This window comes from Paenibacillus massiliensis 2301065 = DSM 16942 (assembly GCF_000377505.1).
GTDB lineage: Bacteria > Bacillota > Bacilli > Paenibacillales > Paenibacillaceae > Paenibacillus > Paenibacillus massiliensis.
On the sequence record NZ_KB898194.1, the window covers coordinates 21,927 to 36,043 of the forward strand.

Annotated in this window: 17 protein-coding genes; all 17 read left to right on the forward strand. The window is 48.3% G+C overall.

What is annotated here, in order from left to right:
- Positions 1 to 161 precede the first annotated feature (161 nt).
- The 17 genes from D328_RS0119515 to recO all read left to right on the forward strand — a co-directional run bounded on the left by D328_RS0119515 (position 162) and on the right by recO (position 14,033).
- Positions 162 to 566, forward strand: coding sequence for a hypothetical protein (locus D328_RS0119515; protein WP_081625317.1), 405 nt, complete (start codon positions 162 to 164; stop codon positions 564 to 566).
- A 148-nt stretch (positions 567 to 714) separates the two neighbouring features.
- A complete protein-coding gene (locus D328_RS0119520) occupies positions 715 to 1,074 on the forward strand; it encodes a histidine triad nucleotide-binding protein (protein WP_018886723.1) in 360 nt (119 codons plus the stop codon).
- A 190-nt stretch (positions 1,075 to 1,264) separates the two neighbouring features.
- The gene (rpsU, locus tag D328_RS0119525) at positions 1,265 to 1,438 is read left to right on the forward strand and encodes a 30S ribosomal protein S21 (RefSeq protein ID WP_005547957.1); all 174 of its coding nucleotides are present in this window, start codon (positions 1,265 to 1,267) and stop codon (positions 1,436 to 1,438) included.
- Between the two features lie 15 nt (positions 1,439 to 1,453).
- Positions 1,454 to 1,897, forward strand: coding sequence for a GatB/YqeY domain-containing protein (locus tag D328_RS0119530; protein WP_018886724.1), 444 nt, complete (start codon positions 1,454 to 1,456; stop codon positions 1,895 to 1,897).
- 343 nt (positions 1,898 to 2,240) lie between these two features.
- Complete coding sequence (locus D328_RS0119535; protein ID WP_018886725.1) at positions 2,241 to 3,614, forward strand: NfeD family protein; 1,374 nt, start codon at positions 2,241 to 2,243, stop codon at positions 3,612 to 3,614.
- Positions 3,615 to 3,704: 90 nt separating this feature from the next.
- Positions 3,705 to 4,718, forward strand: coding sequence for a flotillin-like protein FloA (gene floA / locus D328_RS0119540; protein ID WP_169445809.1), 1,014 nt, complete (start codon positions 3,705 to 3,707; stop codon positions 4,716 to 4,718).
- A gap of 33 nt (positions 4,719 to 4,751) precedes the next feature.
- Positions 4,752 to 5,357 (forward strand): hypothetical protein, encoded by a 606-nt coding sequence (locus tag D328_RS0119545; RefSeq protein WP_018886727.1) that lies wholly within the window; start codon positions 4,752 to 4,754, stop codon positions 5,355 to 5,357.
- A 372-nt stretch (positions 5,358 to 5,729) separates the two neighbouring features.
- Positions 5,730 to 6,023, forward strand: a complete 294-nt coding sequence (gene yqfC, locus D328_RS0119550; protein ID WP_018886728.1) for a sporulation protein YqfC — start codon at positions 5,730 to 5,732, stop codon at positions 6,021 to 6,023.
- Positions 6,020 to 7,213, forward strand: coding sequence for a sporulation protein YqfD (gene yqfD / locus D328_RS0119555; RefSeq protein ID WP_018886729.1), 1,194 nt, complete (start codon positions 6,020 to 6,022; stop codon positions 7,211 to 7,213). The genes yqfC and yqfD overlap by 4 nt, the downstream gene beginning before the upstream one ends.
- A 6-nt stretch (positions 7,214 to 7,219) precedes the next feature.
- Positions 7,220 to 8,191, forward strand: coding sequence for a PhoH family protein (locus D328_RS0119560; RefSeq protein ID WP_018886730.1), 972 nt, complete (start codon positions 7,220 to 7,222; stop codon positions 8,189 to 8,191).
- Between the two features lie 15 nt (positions 8,192 to 8,206).
- Positions 8,207 to 10,453, forward strand: a complete 2,247-nt coding sequence (locus D328_RS0119565) for an HD family phosphohydrolase (protein WP_018886731.1) — start codon at positions 8,207 to 8,209, stop codon at positions 10,451 to 10,453.
- Positions 10,454 to 10,693: 240 nt separating this feature from the next.
- Positions 10,694 to 11,188, forward strand: a complete 495-nt coding sequence (gene ybeY, locus D328_RS0119570; protein WP_018886732.1) for an rRNA maturation RNase YbeY — start codon at positions 10,694 to 10,696, stop codon at positions 11,186 to 11,188.
- Complete coding sequence (locus D328_RS0119575; RefSeq protein WP_018886733.1) at positions 11,188 to 11,571, forward strand: diacylglycerol kinase family protein; 384 nt, start codon at positions 11,188 to 11,190, stop codon at positions 11,569 to 11,571. The genes ybeY and D328_RS0119575 overlap by 1 nt, the downstream gene beginning before the upstream one ends.
- A gap of 29 nt (positions 11,572 to 11,600) precedes the next feature.
- Complete coding sequence (locus tag D328_RS0119580) at positions 11,601 to 12,008, forward strand: cytidine deaminase (RefSeq protein WP_025679302.1); 408 nt, start codon at positions 11,601 to 11,603, stop codon at positions 12,006 to 12,008.
- Positions 12,009 to 12,096: 88 nt separating this feature from the next.
- Positions 12,097 to 12,999, forward strand: coding sequence for a GTPase Era (gene era, locus D328_RS0119585; protein WP_018886735.1), 903 nt, complete (start codon positions 12,097 to 12,099; stop codon positions 12,997 to 12,999).
- 110 nt (positions 13,000 to 13,109) lie between these two features.
- Positions 13,110 to 13,244, forward strand: coding sequence for a YqzL family protein (locus tag D328_RS30780; RefSeq protein WP_018886736.1), 135 nt, complete (start codon positions 13,110 to 13,112; stop codon positions 13,242 to 13,244).
- 33 nt (positions 13,245 to 13,277) lie between these two features.
- On the forward strand, positions 13,278 to 14,033 hold the full coding sequence (gene recO, locus D328_RS0119595) for a DNA repair protein RecO (RefSeq protein WP_018886737.1): 756 nt from the start codon (positions 13,278 to 13,280) through the stop codon (positions 14,031 to 14,033).
- Positions 14,034 to 14,117 lie beyond the last annotated feature (84 nt).

Below are 14,117 nucleotides of genomic sequence, written 5' to 3' on the forward strand. Positions count from 1 at the left end.
AGTACAGCGCTGCGTATTAGCTTCCTCTGTGTCTATAGGTCAATGCTGAATTTCAAGTAGCAAAGAGCCTATTTCTGAATACTATACAGCAGAAGCTATGAGGAGGAATGCAGGATATGGAAAATAACAATCCAGTTGTAGTGAGCCCTGCCCAAGGCTCCATGCCAACTAACATTAATGCCCCGATGCCGGGAATGACATCTCCAGCTGCGGCTGAGAAGGATGATGCCAAGGGGCTGTGCAAGAAGCACATGCATCGCTATGTATGCGTGTGGACGAGAGATGGCGGGATTCATGACGGTATTGTCGAGCATGTTGACGACGAGAATCTCTATCTAGCCGTGCCCGTAGGTGGCGAAAATGCAAATATGCCCTATGAATCAACAAACATGGCGCCAGGCATGCACGGTGGCTGTGGCTGTGGATGCGGCGGTGGCATGCGTGCCTTCGGTTACCCGGGTTTTGGCTTTGGTGGATATCCGTACGGATATGGCAGACGCCGCTTCCAACAGCTTGTGTTGCCACTGTATGTGCTAACTGCTATTAGTCTGTTGCCTTACTATTGATGCTGGTATTTTAAGCGCAGCGATATCGTGGAAGCGTAAGCCCGCTCTGTATATACAGGCGGGTCCTTTACTTGGGTTTTATTGGACGGGCCTGCTCTATTTCCGGTATGATATCTATAGAATGATTTTGATATTAGGAGGCAGACGGATGGATTGCTTGTTTTGTAAAATTGTTGAAGGTACAATTCCGAGCAAAAAAGTAATGGAGACAGACAATGTGGTTGTATTTCATGACATTCAGCCAGCAGCTCCAGTGCACGTGTTGATTATTCCGAAGAAGCATATTGCTTCTATGAACGAGGTAACAAATGAAGATCTGGCGCTGATTGGCGACATGCACAGCGTAGCACAGCAGGTAGCGCGTGAGCTTGGTGTGGAGCAATCAGGATACCGCTTGATTAATAACTGTGGTCCGGACAGTGGACAGGCAGTACACCATATTCACTACCATCTTCTGGGTGGTGCAAAGCTTGGTGCACTGACGGGAATCTCGGATTCACACGCTTAGTTACGCCCTCCAAACGCTTAATAATTAGGCTTCAAAAGAAGGGTATGAATGCGTTCTTGAATGTGTTCTGGGGTACATTCAAAATCTATTTACAGTTAAGGTTGACACGGGACAAAATTTTCACCTATAATGAGGTGTGATGAACCGTGTTATTGCTCTTGGACGGTCTGGTCGGAGGGAGGGAAAACTGGTGTCTGAAACTAAAGTTCGCAAAAACGAGACAATTGATGCTGCACTTCGTCGCTTTAAACGTTCCATCGCTAAAGATGGCGTATTGGCTGAGGTGAAGAAACGCAAGCATTATGAAAAGCCAAGCGTAAAGCGCAAGAAAAAGTCCGAGGCTGCTCGTAAGAGAAAGTTCTAGGAGGAGCTAAATACCATGCATTTGAGCGAACGATTGAACGAAGATATGAAGCAGGCGATGAAGAGTAAGGACAAGTTCAAACTCTCCACCATTCGAATGGTTCGTTCTACGATCAAAAATCTTGAAATAGATTTGAAACGTGATCTGGATGACAACGAAGTGCTTGATATTCTGAGTCGTGAGATCAAACAACGGAAAGATGCCCTCCAAGAATTTGAAAAAGCTAACCGTGACGAGCTTGCGGAAAGTACCAAAGCAGAAATCGAGATTCTTGTTCAATATCTCCCTACGCAGCTTACCGAAGAAGAAATTAAAGTTATTGTACAGCAGACCATCCAGGAAACCGGTGCTTCTTCGAAAGCCGATATGGGTAAATTAATGGCCGCCTTGATGCCTAAGGTAAAGGGGCGCGCGGACGGTAAACTCGTGAACCAATCGGTTCAACAATTTCTGCAATAATTTAAAGAAGCTAAACACTCCCTCGAACCTGAGGGGGTGTTTTTTCTATGCGCACATACATGTATAAACCGATGAAGTGCACTTTATGACACAGACGTAATGCTGTTGCAGAACAAGTGCTAATCTGGCCTGCCCAGACAAGGTGTGACATGGTCGGTAGGTGAAGTGTCAACTTTTTGAAACCTGAATGCGTTTGCTGCGTAAAAATGTGCATGGCAGATCCCAAGAGTGTATGGTACTGGAGTGAAGCATAATTCAGTGAGATACATTTTGGGATTTGCGGAATGTTCAGGTGAAAAATCTGGTAAGCTGTATATACTAGGTGGGAAAGGAGGTAGAAAGAATGGCTAGGTTCAACCAACGAAAGCTATTCAGGCTGAGCTTGTCTTTTCTAATGCTAGGTATCCTGCTGATGTCCGCCTTCATGGTGCAGCCAGCGGCTGCTACAGAAGAACGCGCTGAGACGGGGGTAGTCTATGTACTCCCTGTAAAACAGACGATTGAGCAGGGGCTAGAGAACGTGTTGAAGCGTGGATTCAGTGAAGCTGTAGTATCCAAGGCTGGGTTGATTGTATTGGAGATAAATACGCCTGGCGGGCGGGTCGACACTGCAGAACGAATTAGTGAGCTGATTCAGGGCAGCGAGATTCCCGTGGTAGCCTATATACAGGGCAATGCCGCATCGGCAGGCAGTTACATAGCCCTTAGCGCAGACAAGATTGTCATGAAGCCGGGCAGTATGATTGGAGCGGCAGCGCTGGTCGATGGGCTGGGAAATCATATTGATGACCCTAAGCTGATTGCAGCGTGGAAGAGTGATATGGCCTCTGTAGCTGAAGCGAATGGACGCAACCCGCAGATAGCTGAGGGCATGGTCGATACCAAGATCGAAGTTCGTATGGATGAGATCGGCAAGGTCAAGCAACAAGGCGAGATTATTGCCTTGACCAGTGAAGAGGCCTTGAAGACTGGTTACGCGGATCACATTGCCTCGTCAAGACAGGAAGTTATTGAGTGGATGGGATACGGAACCGACGATGTCTTCGAGGTAAACAAGACTCCCTTGGAGCGGTTCGCAGAATTTTTGACCAATCCATGGGTACAAGTGCTGCTGTTGTTCCTTGGTATTGCTGGTGTGGTGATTGAACTGCTGGTACCAGGCTTTGGTGTGCCAGGAATTGTGGGCATCGTCGCCTTTGGCTTGTACTTCTTCGGTAATTACGCGGCTGGCTTTGCAGGCTACGAGACATGGCTGTTGTTCATTATTGGACTGGTGCTGCTGATGATTGAGATATTCGTGCCAAGCTACGGGATTCTCGGCTTGCTGGGCTCGATCAGCTTGATTACAGGAGTGGTACGCGCTGCCTATGATACATCGCATGCACTCTTATCATTAGGTATTGCAACAGCTGCTGCATCCGTAATTATTGTAATCGTGGCGATTGCCTTTAAGGACCGCGGGGTATGGAATAAATTTATACTTAGTGAGAACCTGACAGCCGATCGTGGTTATTCTTCTGTCACGAATCGTGACGCGCTTACGGGCAAGACAGGTAGCAGTCTTACTCCCCTGCGTCCATCAGGTACAGTGAGTCTTGATGGTGAGCGTTTTGATGTGGTGACTGAAGGTGGCTTTATTGAAGCGAACAAACCGATCGTCGTCATTAAAGTGGAGGGAGGCCGAGTTGTCGTCGCTGAGGTGACAGATTCGGTCTAGTCTAAGCAGGGCAGATGCTGGATGATTATATAGACTCTGGCTGAATTCCAAGCGGTGAGGCATCAAAAAATATGTATTTATACTTGGAGGATGATCGAATTGTTCGAAGGTGGATTCATCGGAATATTGCTGATCGCTGTGCTGGCGATTATTGTCCTTAGTGTCTTCTTTAGCTTTTTCCCGGTTATGCTGTGGATTTCCGCATTGGCTTCGGGTGTAAAGATAGGAATCATTACGCTGGTTGCGATGCGATTGCGCCGGGTTACGCCGAGCCGGATTGTTAATCCTTTGATCAAGGCAACTAAAGCAGGTCTTGGTCTCAATATTAATCAACTGGAGAGTCACTTTTTGGCGGGTGGTAATGTAGACCGTGTCGTAAATGCTCTAATTGCTGCACAGCGTGCTAACATTCCATTGGAATTCGAACGCGCAGCAGCTATCGATCTGGCTGGTCGTGACGTACTACAAGCTGTCCAGATGAGTGTTAACCCACGTGTTATCGAGACGCCTATTGTCTCTGCAGTTGCCAAGGATGGTATCGAGGTTAAGGTAAGAGCTCGTGTTACCGTGCGCGCGAATATTGATCGTCTCGTCGGTGGTGCGGGTGAAGAGACCATTATTGCCCGTGTAGGGGAAGGGATTGTAAGTACGAATGGTTCCTCTAACTCTCACAAGGACGTACTGGAGAATCCAGATCTGATTTCGCGGACGGTTCTCTCTAAAGGGCTTGATGCAGGTACAGCGTTCGAGATTCTGTCTATCGATATCGCGGATGTGGATGTAGGTAAAAACATTGGCGCCTTCCTGCAGACAGAGCAGGCAGAAGCCGACAAGCGAATTGCGCAAGCGAAGGCGGAAGAGCGCCGTGCGATGGCCGTAGCACAAGAGCAGGAAATGAAGGCCCGCGTCGTTGAGATGCGTGCGCGTGTCGTAGAATCCGAGTCCGAGGTGCCCCTTGCTATGGCTGAAGCACTACGTAGTGGAAATATCGGTGTTATGGATTATATCAATATGCAAAATCTTGAGGCAGATACGCAAATGCGTGAAGCCCTTGGTAAGCCTAATGAAGACTCCGACAGGGATTCCACGAACAATAACAGATAATTGAAGCGGATACCGTAAGTGAGGCGGTGAATCATGAACCTGATAGGCTGGATATTTGATAATTTTTATATTGTGGCAGCAATTCTTTTCGGATTGTTCTCGCTTCTTGGTCGAGCGACCAAATCTACACAGCAGCCAACTAGACCAACTCAGCCATCCCCTTCTCACGCCGATCCCAATGGGCCGCAGACAGGTCGAGGGTACGGGGAGGATCGCAAGTATGACCCGGATGAAGATGACGGGTATGATTCTTCCTGGGACGATGATGAAGGCTATGATGACTATGACTATGAGCGTGAGAATGATCAGAGGCGTAGAGACGTGAATGAACGTACGGACACGGGTTCTACTCAACGGGATACTTTATCCATGGGTCATCATAATGGCGAGGGTGACACTCTGGATGAGCGTTTGCGCAAAATGGAAGAAGAGCGAGCACGTTTGAATGAGCGATTGAATCGGATTTCAAGCACCAATCTCTTTGAACCGGCAGAGGAACTGTCGGAGTCTGCAAACAGTGGCAGCAAATTTCGTCGAATGTCTGCAGACGATGTCAGACAAGGGATCATTTGGTCCGAAATATTGTCACCTCCAAAGTCGAAGCGCAGATCTACGCGTTATCGTCGTAACATGCTCTAGATTAATCCTGTTCTAAAGCTGCAATTCCCATAAAATTGCGAACTCATGACGGCTACCGCTCATAAGCTAGTGCTCAAGCATGCTCTATTAAGCACGAGTGAAGCTGTTGGAGTTGATGTAAAATAGGGCGTTAAGCGGTGCATGGAACCGAGCTTCATTGAACTGCATTGAACTGCATACGATCGCATTGTGTTAGTATCTGAAAAGCTGTATGTCTCTTGAAGACATACAGCTTTTTTGCGTACACCTTACATAAAAAATACCGTCTGTGAATAGGGTGTATGGAAGGGGACTATACGTCTGGATTCCCTTCATAGCGCGATCAAGCAACTACAGCATCGTGCGGCAGTACAGGAAGGGGGAGGCTGCTTAATGGCCCGATTCAGCCGCAGGCTGCGGAAATGGACCAGTGAGGCTCTGGATTTGCCTCAGGACATTCTTTTGGATATGCCCCGCGTCATCTTAATTGGCAGCAGGCAGCTGTATATCGAGAATCACAAGGGCCTGATGGATTTCACATCTGAGCACCTTCTGCTGGCACATGCTTACGGGAAGCTGAGAATCGAGGGCAGGGAGCTTGTGATCACCTCTATTTTGCCAGAAGAGATAAGTATAGAGGGTGAGATTATCCATATACGCATGGAGAGAACGGGGGATGAACCTTGAAGAATTCAACCTTAACCTGGATTCAAGGCCATGTTCGACTTGTAGTCAAGGGAGAACGAATTGCTGAATTGGTGAATCTGTTGACCGTGCAGGGCATACATGTATGGGATGTAGTTTCCTTAGGTGAGCAAATGAGCAGCATGAGGGTACTTCTGCCGGATTTCTTTCGGCTTCGTCCCCTTTTGAGGCGGACAGGCTCCCGTATGCATGTATATGAACGCAGGGGGCTTCCGTTTCAACTGTCACGCCTGGGTAGGAGGGCTTTTTTTGCAGCCGGTGTGGGTATATTTATTCTGGTGCTGGTATTGATGAGCTCGTTAGTGTGGAATGTGGAGGTAAGGGGCAATGATCGGCTTACAGCGGACCGGGTGCTGCAGGCTGCCAAAAGCGAAGGTCTGTACCCTTATCAATGGAAATTCCGGCTCATGAGCCAGGACAAGCTGTCTCAGGCCCTCATGCGCAGACTACCGGACACCTCGTGGGTGGGTGTGGAAATTCGCGGTACGGAGGTCATTATTCAGATCGTGGAAGCCGAGAAGCCTGAACCGACGAAGCTTCTTAGTCCACGTCATTTAATTAGCAAGGCAGATGCAGTAATTACCGAGATTTATGCAGAGCAGGGCAGACCTGTGGTTAGTCGGAACACCCGTGTCAAGAAGGGCGACATTCTGATTTCGGGCATGATCGGAGACGAGCAGCACGCCCAGATGGTGGTAGCCAAGGGTGAGGTCAAGGGCATGGTATGGCATGAATATGAGATCGAGATTCCTCTGGTGCAGCATAGAAAGAGCTATACAGGGAACAGTTATGATAAACTGTATCTGGTGCTCGGGAATCGTGCCATCCAGATGTGGGGTTATGGCCAGAAGCCATATGCTGCTTATGAGACCGTAACGGAGCATAATCCGCTTACATGGAGAGATCTTCGCTTGCCCGTTGGATGGATGACTGAACGCGTTATGGAGTCGCAGAAGGCCACTCATGTAGTGAGTGAGACAGAGGCTAAGATTAGCGGTATAGAGCATGCCAAAAAGCAGATTATAGCCAAATATGGCAAAGGAACTGAAATTTTAGGACAAAAAATTTTGCATGAGAAGAGAGAGAATGGTAAAGTTTATATGAAAGTATTATTTGAAGTTGAGCAGTATATCACGGAAGAGCTTCCGATAGTTTATAACCAAGGAGATTGAGGATATTTGGCTGAACAACAAGGCAGCATACGCATTGCACTTCACAATGCGGGGGAGGGGCAGTCGCTCTTCGGACCGCAGGATTCGTTTCTGAAGATAATTGAAGGCGTTACGACAGCCAAGATTGATTCGCGCGAGCAGGAGATTGCGATTTATGGCGGTGTGCGTGAGGTTGAGATGCTGGGGCAGCTCTTTGATGTGCTGTTGCAGCTGATTCGTAACGGCTATGTACTGACTGAGCGTGACATGTTGTATGCAGTTGAACTGGCGAAGGATCATCGTGCCGATCAGTTGTTGGATTTGTTCAAGGGTGAGATTACGAGCACATTCCGTGGCAAGCCCATCCGCGTCAAGACCATCGGACAGAAGCATTATGTCACGACGATCAAGAAGCGTGATGTAGTATTTGGGATCGGCCCTGCTGGTACGGGCAAGACGTATCTGGCTGTAGTGCTCGCTGTGGCTGCCCTGAAGGAAGGCTCCGTCAAGAGAATCGTGCTTACACGGCCCGCTGTCGAGGCGGGAGAAAACCTAGGCTTCCTGCCAGGTGATCTGCAGGAGAAGGTCGATCCGTATCTGAGACCGCTATATGATGCACTATACGATGTGATGGGTCCTGATCAGACGGCAAAAGCACTGGAACGCGGCCTGATCGAGATTGCACCACTCGCCTATATGCGTGGTCGTACGCTGGATGATTCCTTTATCATTTTGGATGAAGCCCAGAATACAACTCCGGAGCAAATGAAGATGTTCCTGACCCGTCTCGGGTTCGGGTCCAAAATGGTCATAACCGGGGATGTAACGCAGATTGATTTGCCTCGGGGCAAAAAGTCAGGTCTGGTCGAGGCGAAGTCCATTCTTAGTGGAATCGAAGAGATTGGCTTCGTACAATTCGCCGAAGAAGATGTGGTCCGGCATTCTCTCGTGCAGAAAATCATTGTGGCCTATGACCGTGCTGTTGAAAATCAAGTATAGAGAGGGATTGTTTTAATGACCTCGAAAGAACCATTGAAGGACAGAGCGCTCCAGTATAGAACAAGCGGATGGAAGTATAGCGTGGCAACACGCTATCTTCTGTTTTTATTTTTGATGCTTCTTTTCTTCGTAAGTCTGTCTCCACGACTGTTACCGGAGCGTTACGATATTCAGGTGAACATGCCAAGCGAGAAAGAAATCGTAGCTCCGATGCAGCTGCCGAACAACAAGGCTACCCTGAAGGCGCAAGAAGAGGCTGCCGAGCGTGTGCAGTCGATCTATACGATTGTTCCGATGCGCAATGAGAATTTCGTGGTATCCATCCTGGATCGGATTGAACGGCTCAATCAGGACGACCAGGTATCACGTGAGGATAAAATCGGGATCTATAAGCAGGAGATTCCGCAGCGTGCCAGCGATTTTGTACAGAATTTTGTGAATAATAGCGCCAAATCAGATACCTATCCGCAAAAGCTACTGGACGAGGTATTGCAGAGGACGAAGGAGCAGACTTATCGCATCAGTGAGGAGACATTCATCAAGATTCCAAGGCTGACTTCCGAGCAAATTACCGCCATGAAGCCAGTTACCCGTGAAATTGTGATTCGGCTCATGAATGATCAGATTACCGATGCGCAAAGTGCGAGGGCGAAGGTAGCCGAGCTGGTAAGCACCAGTACGCTCAGCGACAGGACTTCGCGTGAGGTCGTGCAGGAGCTTGCCCGACTCGCCATCACAGCTAATAAGTTCTATGATGATGAAGCAACGAAGGAAGCCAAGGTGCAGGCCAGAGAGAATACACCTACGGTATTCATTAAACAAGGTGAGGTGCTTGTCCAAAAAGGAGAGCGAATTACGCCTGAGACCTATGCATTGCTAGATGAGAACAATCTGCTTAAGGACGAGATCAATTATTGGCCGCAGTTGGGGCTTTTGGTGCTATCGAGCCTGCTGGCAGGCGGTCTGCTCATGTATATACGCCAGTCAGACTCTCCCAAATTCAAGTATAATAACGCTCAACTTCTCATGCTGGTAATCATTTTCCTTATTACGATCGGCTCACTCTACCTAGTTAGCATTGTACAGAACAATGACCGGTCCTATTTGGGCTATTTTGCTCCTGTCGCTATTGGTGCCATGTTGATTACACTGCTGTTGGACCGTTCACTTGCCTTTGTGAGTGCTCTCATCTTCAGTGTATTATCCAGCATTATTCTCAATGTCCATCAAAATCAAATTTTCGATTATAACTTCGGCTTTTTTGCCATTGTTGTCTCCTTGACGGCCATCTTCACGATCCACCGGGTTAGTCAGCGATCAGCACTCTTCAAGGGAGCCATAATGTGCTGTATTTTCGGCAGTCTGACCGTGTTCGCTCTTGCATGGATTGATGAGGGAGGCTGGTCACAGACCACAACATTATACGCCGCAGCAGGCGCCTTCGCTGGTGGATTGGTTACAGCAGTGCTGGTCATTGGGCTGATGCCATTCTTCGAATCAACATTCGGCATTCTATCTGCGCTTAAGCTGGTAGAGCTGTCGAATCCGAACCATCCGCTACTGCGCAAGCTGCTTACCGAGACACCAGGTACGTACCATCATAGCGTTATGGTTGGTAATCTGTCGGAGGCGGCAGCCGAAGCGATTGGTGCGAATGGCCTACTGTGCCGTGTTGGCTCGTACTATCATGATATAGGAAAAACGAAGCGTCCTTCTTATTTCATAGAGAATCAGAATGGAATGGAGAATCCTCACGATTCCATGGACCCAAAGCTGAGCAAATCCATCATTATTGCTCATGCACGAGACGGTGTGGAGATGCAGAAGGATTACAAGCTTCCTAAGCCGATTCGTGACATTGCCGAGCAGCATCATGGGACCAGCTTCCTCCATTATTTCTATCACAAAGCTTTACGACAAGCTGAGGAACAGGGCATTCAGCCTGATTTCACGGAGGACGATTTCCGCTATCCGGGGCCGAAGGCACAATCCAAGGAAGCAGCGGTCGTTGGCATTTCTGATAGTGTAGAAGCGGCGGTTCGCTCCTTGCGCAAGCCGACAGTGGAGCAAGTAGAGTCGATGATTGAGAAGATTATCAAGAGTAAGCTGGATGACCATCAATTCAATGACTGTGATCTGACGATGCGAGAGTTAGATATCATAGCTCAGACATTGAAGGAGACGGTCATGGGAATATTTCATTCCAGAATTGAGTACCCGGAAGGTAAGCCGGTCCAGGCTAATGAGACCAAGCAGAGCTAGAAATCGAGCTGCGAGTAGAGTGTATATGTGAATGTAGCGGTAGCTAGCTGTAAGGTCTCAAGGATCTTACAAATCGTGCAAACCGGCCAGTCATAGAGTGTTACTCCTAGAAGCTGGATGGAAAGGGATGTGTACTCATTGACATGCCGGGGTCTGGATAGGATGATAGATACACCAAAGCGGCTTAGCCGCCAGGGTGAAATGATTGGCTTCAAATGAACGATAAAAGGAGCGTTATGTATGGGCCTGCAATTGGTATGGAATAGTGAACAGGATGATCTGGAAATAACAGATGCCCTGATCTCCACGCTGGAGACCCTCCTGGAGCGTGCTGGAGAGGCTGAAGGTGTAGCAGAAGGGGAAGTGGCCCTTACTTTTGTGACTGATGAACAAATTCACGAGCTGAATCAGCAATATCGGGGCATTGACCGGCCCACAGACGTGCTGTCCTTTGCCATGAATGAGGAGCTGGAAGAGGAGCCTGATATTATCTACAGCCTGGAACCTGAAGCGGAGCTGGAGTTGCCCGATATGCTGGGTGATATTATCATTTCGGTGCAGACGGCCAAGCGTCAAAGTGAAGAGTACGGTCATTCATTGGATCGAGAGCTTGGATTTTTATTCGTGCACGGTTTTCTCCATCTGCTCGGCTACGACCATCAGGATGAAGCGAGCGAGGCGGAGATGATGGGCAAGCAAGAGGCTGTGCTGGCTCAGGTGGGGCTGTTGAGATAATGAGAGAACGATCATGGAGGCTTACGTTTCGCCATGCCTGGGAAGGTATTGTGTACGCATTTCGCACCCAGATCAATATGAGAGTCCATGTGGCGGCTACGTTGCTGGTCGGCGTCATGGGCTACATTCTACATATTTCTGTAATAGATTGGCTCTTTGTCATCACGGCCATGGCGTTGGTACTGGTGGCGGAAATGATCAACACGGCCATTGAGACCACGGTGGATCTGATCAGCCCGGAGTTTCACCCTTTGGCCAAAATCGCCAAGGATACCGCTGCCGGGGCTGTGCTCATGGCTGCGGTATTTGCCGTTATTGTCGGCTGTATCGTGTTTTTTGAACCTGTAATGCACATTGCAGGTCAACTTGTATCTTTACGTTAATTTTTTTATAGTTGGAGGTTAGAATAATGATGGATTGGTCAGGGTTAATGCAAGAAGCGAGGGCTGCCCGTGAGAAGGCCTATGTGCCTTACTCCTCCTTCAAGGTAGGGGCTGCACTGCTGGATGCGGACGGAAATATTCATCATGGCTGCAACATTGAGAATGCTGCATATACGCCGAGCAACTGTGCCGAACGTACAGCCATGTTCAGCGCGATGGCTCAAGGGAAAAAGGCACGTAGCTTCAAGGCGATGGCTATAATTGGAGATACGGAGCAGCCTATTGCTCCATGTGGTGTATGCCGTCAGGTCATGGCAGAGCTATGTGCGCCGGATATGCCTGTTATTCTGGGTAATTTGAAGGGCGAGATGCGTGAGACCACGATGCAGGAGCTGCTTCCTTATGCATTCGGACCTTCTGATCTAGGCAAAGAGTAGACGAAGAGTTCAACGATTGAGTCTTTTGCCTGGAGCCAGTTTGCTTACAGGTATTAATTTAGAGCATGATCTTTCAGGAGGAAAATAAATGTCCAAGAAGCAATTCAAATCTGGATTCGTTGCCATTGTTGGTAGACCAAATGTGGGTAAATCAACGCTGATGAATCACGTCATTGGCCAAAAAATAGCGATCATGTCAGACAAGCCGCAGACGACACGTAATAAAATTCATGGGGTATACACGACAGAGAACAGTCAGGTCGTTTTTTTGGATACGCCAGGTATTCACAAGAGACAGTCCAAGCTTGGTGACTATATGAATCAGACAGCCTTTAATACACTAGGCGAGGTGGAAGCTGTCTTGTTCCTGGTCGATGCTGCGGAAGGCATGGGCGGAGGGGACCGCTTTATTGCAGAGCAGCTTAAGAAGGTGAACACACCTGTAATATTGGTACTCAACAAGATTGACCGGATTGAGCCGGAAGCTCTCTTGCCACTAATCGAAGAATATCGCAAGCTGTATGATTTTTCCGAGATTGTACCTGTATCTGCCAAGCTGGGAAATAACGTGGATCGTCTGCTGGAGCAAATTGCGAGATATCTCCCGGAAGGACCGCAATATTATCCTGATGATCAGGTGACTGACCACCCCGAGCAATTCGTAATTGCGGAGCTGGTTCGTGAGAAGATTCTGCATATGACCCGTGAGGAAATTCCCCATTCCATCGCTGTTATTATTGAGGATATGCGTAAGCAGGACAACGGGATCGTGCAAATCTCGGCCGTCATTTACGTGGAGCGGGATTCACAAAAAGGTATCATCATTGGCAAGCAGGGAGCCATGTTGAAGGAAGTGGGCAAGCAAGCGCGCAGGGATATCGAGAACTTACTCGGCTCCAAGATCTTTCTGGAGCTGTGGGTTAAGGTGAAGAAAGACTGGCGCAATCAGGAGCGTGTGCTGCGTGATCTTGGTTTTCACCGTGATGCCTAAGCTCATCCAATAATTGCAACACATACAACGACAGTCAGCGAACAATCCTATTTCGTAAATGCCATTCCGTTAATTCGGGCGCCATTTCCGAAAAGAGAGGATGAATACGAATGCGAGATTTTTCGTGGCAGTATTTTACGATGACTGGAGATGTCGATGCGTATTTATTGTACAAGCACGCTCAAGCAATTGAGCAGGGTGCGGTGGATGCAGAGTTGGACGAAGAGGACGAAGTCAATGAATGATTGGCTTGTTAGGCAATGGTTGGGGGAACAGTTATGCTCTACAGGTTGGAAGGAATCGTCATCCGTAGCATGGACTACGGTGAGGGAAATAAAATTATTACGCTTTGCACCGAGAACGGAGCCAAAGTTGGGGTACTCGTCCGTGGGGCCAAGAAGCCCAAAAGCCGCCATGGAGCGTTAACACAGCCCTTTACGTATGCCTCATATGTATTCTTCCGTAATACAGGACTGGGTACGCTGAATTCGGGAGAGATTCTGGAGTCCCATCATGAGCTTCGTGAGGACATTGTCAAGGCGGCTTATGCATCTTATGTATGTGAGTTGCTGGATCGTGTACTGCAGGAAGAAGAGACAGGCGCCTTCTGGTTCAGGCAGCTTAAGGCTTGTCTTTCAGCCATGTCTGAAGGAAAAGACCCGTTAACCGTGACGAATATGTACGAAATGAAAATCCTCCAGGCTGCCGGCTACGGTCCTCAATTGGATGCGTGTATCTCTTGCGGAAGAGCACTGGAGGAGGTACCCATCTACATTAGCCCCCGTCTTGGAGGTGTGCTCTGTCGGTCCTGTCGTCATTTTGATCCGGCTTCACTAGAGCTGTCACCCAAAGCGCTTAAGCTACTACGGTTGTATGCGCAATTGGATCTAACGAGATTGGGCAATGTAAATATCAGTGATTCCACCAAGCAAGAGATCAAACAGGTCATGAGACAATTTATGGATATGCAGCTAGGCTTACAGCTCAAAACTAGAAATTTTTTGGATCAGCTTGATAAATACGATATTCAGTAGTAATATGTTTCTATCTGGGTATCATGCAATGTGATATTGTGTGGTACTGTCTAGGAAACTCATTTCACTTTGAGTGAGATGGCT

Bases quoted from the DNA above. Each gene is read 5' to 3' on its own strand.
- D328_RS0119565 (WP_018886731.1), top strand. From the start codon at position 8,207: ATGACCTCGAAAGAACCATTGAAGGACAGAGCGCTCCAGTATAGAACA.
- D328_RS0119520 (WP_018886723.1), top strand. From the start codon at position 715: ATGGATTGCTTGTTTTGTAAAATTGTTGAAGGTACAATTCCGAGCAAA.
- D328_RS0119515 (WP_081625317.1), top strand. From the start codon at position 162: ATGCCAACTAACATTAATGCCCCGATGCCGGGAATGACATCTCCAGCT.
- D328_RS30780 (WP_018886736.1), top strand. From the start codon at position 13,110: ATGCGAGATTTTTCGTGGCAGTATTTTACGATGACTGGAGATGTCGAT.
- D328_RS0119545 (WP_018886727.1), top strand. From the start codon at position 4,752: ATGAACCTGATAGGCTGGATATTTGATAATTTTTATATTGTGGCAGCA.
- D328_RS0119575 (WP_018886733.1), top strand. From the start codon at position 11,188: ATGAGAGAACGATCATGGAGGCTTACGTTTCGCCATGCCTGGGAAGGT.
- D328_RS0119530 (WP_018886724.1), top strand. From the start codon at position 1,454: ATGCATTTGAGCGAACGATTGAACGAAGATATGAAGCAGGCGATGAAG.
- yqfC (WP_018886728.1), top strand. From the start codon at position 5,730: ATGGCCCGATTCAGCCGCAGGCTGCGGAAATGGACCAGTGAGGCTCTG.
- floA (WP_169445809.1), top strand. From the start codon at position 3,705: ATGATCGAATTGTTCGAAGGTGGATTCATCGGAATATTGCTGATCGCT.
- D328_RS0119580 (WP_025679302.1), top strand. From the start codon at position 11,601: ATGGATTGGTCAGGGTTAATGCAAGAAGCGAGGGCTGCCCGTGAGAAG.
- D328_RS0119535 (WP_018886725.1), top strand. From the start codon at position 2,241: ATGGCTAGGTTCAACCAACGAAAGCTATTCAGGCTGAGCTTGTCTTTT.
- era (WP_018886735.1), top strand. From the start codon at position 12,097: ATGTCCAAGAAGCAATTCAAATCTGGATTCGTTGCCATTGTTGGTAGA.
- ybeY (WP_018886732.1), top strand. From the start codon at position 10,694: ATGGGCCTGCAATTGGTATGGAATAGTGAACAGGATGATCTGGAAATA.
- recO (WP_018886737.1), top strand. From the start codon at position 13,278: ATGCTCTACAGGTTGGAAGGAATCGTCATCCGTAGCATGGACTACGGT.